1 tRNA gene and 2 rRNA genes (1 of these 3 cut by a window edge) are annotated in these 2,500 nt (G+C 54.1%); all 3 read right to left on the reverse strand.

Annotation, left to right across the window (positions count from 1 at the left end):
- Window positions 1-55 precede the first annotated feature (55 nt).
- A tRNA-Met gene (locus ACR0M9_RS20825) sits at window positions 56-132 on the reverse strand.
- A 52-nt stretch (window positions 133-184) separates the two neighbouring features.
- Window positions 185-299, reverse strand: a 5S ribosomal RNA gene (rrf, locus tag ACR0M9_RS20830).
- Window positions 300-464: 165 nt separating this feature from the next.
- Window positions 465-2,500 (reverse strand): 23S ribosomal RNA (locus tag ACR0M9_RS20835) (it continues 809 nt past the right edge of the window).

Consider the following 2,500-nt stretch of genomic DNA (forward strand, 5'->3'; position numbering starts at 1 on the left):
GAACGCAGAAAGCGCCCCTTGGGGCGCTAAGTGCTTGATATCTGACTGGAAGTATTGGTTGCGGGAGTAGGATTTGAACCTACGACCTTCAGGTTATGAGCCTGACGAGCTACCGGGCTGCTCCATCCCGCGTCAGAGTCAGATTTGTTTTCATCGTTTTAGAGAGACTTGGGGATTTTGCTAGGTTTGGCGGTGACCTACTCTCCCGGGGCTTAAGCCCAAGTACCATTGGCGCGGCAGTGCTTAACTTCCGGGTTCGGGATGGGACCGGGTGTTTCACTTGCGCTATGACCACCAAACCGAGGAAAATCCCCACGTCGCTGTTTTTGCGGAGCAAAAAAGCGACGGGCAGGAGGCAGCGTATTCGCGAAGCGGATGCGCGGTCCTGCACGGTTGTGTTAATCAGATCAACGTTGTCCAACTCAGGGTGTGTATGTCTTTGATTTGTCTTTCCATTACTGGATCAAATCAAGCCTATCGGGCGATTAGTACCGGTCAACTGAACGCATTACTGCGCTTACATCTCCGGCCTATTGACGTGGTGGTCTTCCACGGCCCTCAGGGAGACCTTGTTTTGAGGGGGGCTTCCCGCTTAGATGCCTTCAGCGGTTATCCTGTCCGATCATAGCTACCCAGCACTGCCGTTGGCACGACAACTGGTCCACCAGTGGATCGTTCACCCCGGTCCTCTCGTACTAGGGGCAACTCCTCTCAAGTCTCCTACACCCACGGCAGATAGGGACCGAACTGTCTCACGACGTTCTAAACCCAGCTCACGTACCTCTTTAAACGGCGAACAGCCGTACCCTTGGGACCTGCTCCAGCCCCAGGATGAGATGAGCCGACATCGAGGTGCCAAACACTGCCGTCGATATGGACTCTTGGGCAGTATCAGCCTGTTATCCCCGGCGTACCTTTTATCCGTTGAGCGATGGCCCTTCCACTCGGGACCACCGGATCACTATGGCCGTCTTTCGACTCTGCTCGACTTGTCAGTCTTGCAGTCAGGCTGGCTTCTGCCATTGCACTCAACGAGCGATTTCCGACCGCTCTGAGCCAACCTTCGCGCGCCTCCGTTACGCTTTAGGAGGCGACCGCCCCAGTCAAACTACCCGCCACGCAGGGTCCCGGATCCGGATAACGGACCGCGGTTAGACATCAAGAGTGCGAAGGGTGGTATCTCAAGGGAGGCTCCACGGATACTTGCGTTTCCGCTTCAAAGCCTACCACCTATCCTGCACATCACAATCCTGATGCCAGTGCGAAGCTGTAGTAAAGGTGCACGGGGTCTTTCCGTCTAACCGCGGGAAGCCTGCATCTTGACAGGCAATTCAATTTCGCTGAGTCGATGTTGGAGACAGCGGGGAAGTCGTTACGCCATTCGTGCAGGTCGGAACTTACCCGACAAGGAATTTCGCTACCTTAGGACCGTTATAGTTACGGCCGCCGTTTACCTGGGCTTCAATTCAAGGCTCTCACCTCTCCTTTTAACCTTCAGGCACCGGGCAGGCGTCAGACCCTATACGTCGTCTTGCGACTTCGCAGAGCCCTGTGTTTTTAATAAACAGTCGCCACCCCCTGGTTTGTGCCCCCAGCCCCTAGTTGCCTAGGAACCGGGCCTCCTTCTCGCGAACTTACGGAGGTATTTTGCCGAGTTCCTTCAACATCGTTCTCTCAAGCGCCTTGGTATGCTCTACCAGTCCACCTGTGTCGGTTTAGGGTACGGTCTGATGGAGGGCTATTTCCAGGAACCACTCAGCAGCCCAATCAATCCGATAAGATTGAACTACACCTGTGATCCGTCACATCCTCCTGGCCTAGGAATATTAACCTAGTTCCCATCGCCTACGCCTTTCGGCCTCGGCTTAGGGGCCGGCTTACCCTGCTCAGATTAGCTTTAAGCAGGAACCCTTGGACTTTCGGCGAGAGTGTCTCTCACACTCTTTGTCGCTACTCATGTCATCATTCTCACTAGTGATCTCTCCACCGGATCCCTCACAGGCCGGCTTCATCGAAAGAACTCGATCCGTCATTACATCCCGCTGCTGTTACACAACACAGATGCAAATACGGATGAGTTCTATGTCACACTACGCTCTGCTACCATGCCTTACGGCATCCTAAGCTTCGGCTCATGGCTTGAGCCCCGTTACATCTTCGCCGCAGGACAACTTGTTTAGACCAGTGAGCTGTTACGCTATCTTTAAAGGATGGCTGCTTCTAAGCCAACCTCCTGGTTGTTTTGGTCGTCCCACCTGCTTTCCCACTTAGCCATGAATTGGGGGCCTTAGCTGTAGGTCAGGGTTGTTTCCCTCTCCACTACGGACGTTAGCATCCGCAGTGTGTCTGCCATCTAGTACTCCCGGGTATTCGGAGTTTGGTTAGGATCAGTAAGCCTGTGGGGCCCCATTACCCATCCAGTGCTCTACCCCCCGGGGTATTCGGATGACGCTCTACCTAAATAGATTTCGCAGAGAACCAGCTATCTCCGAGTTTGATT

Source organism: Ruegeria sp. CH2 (assembly GCF_056537065.1).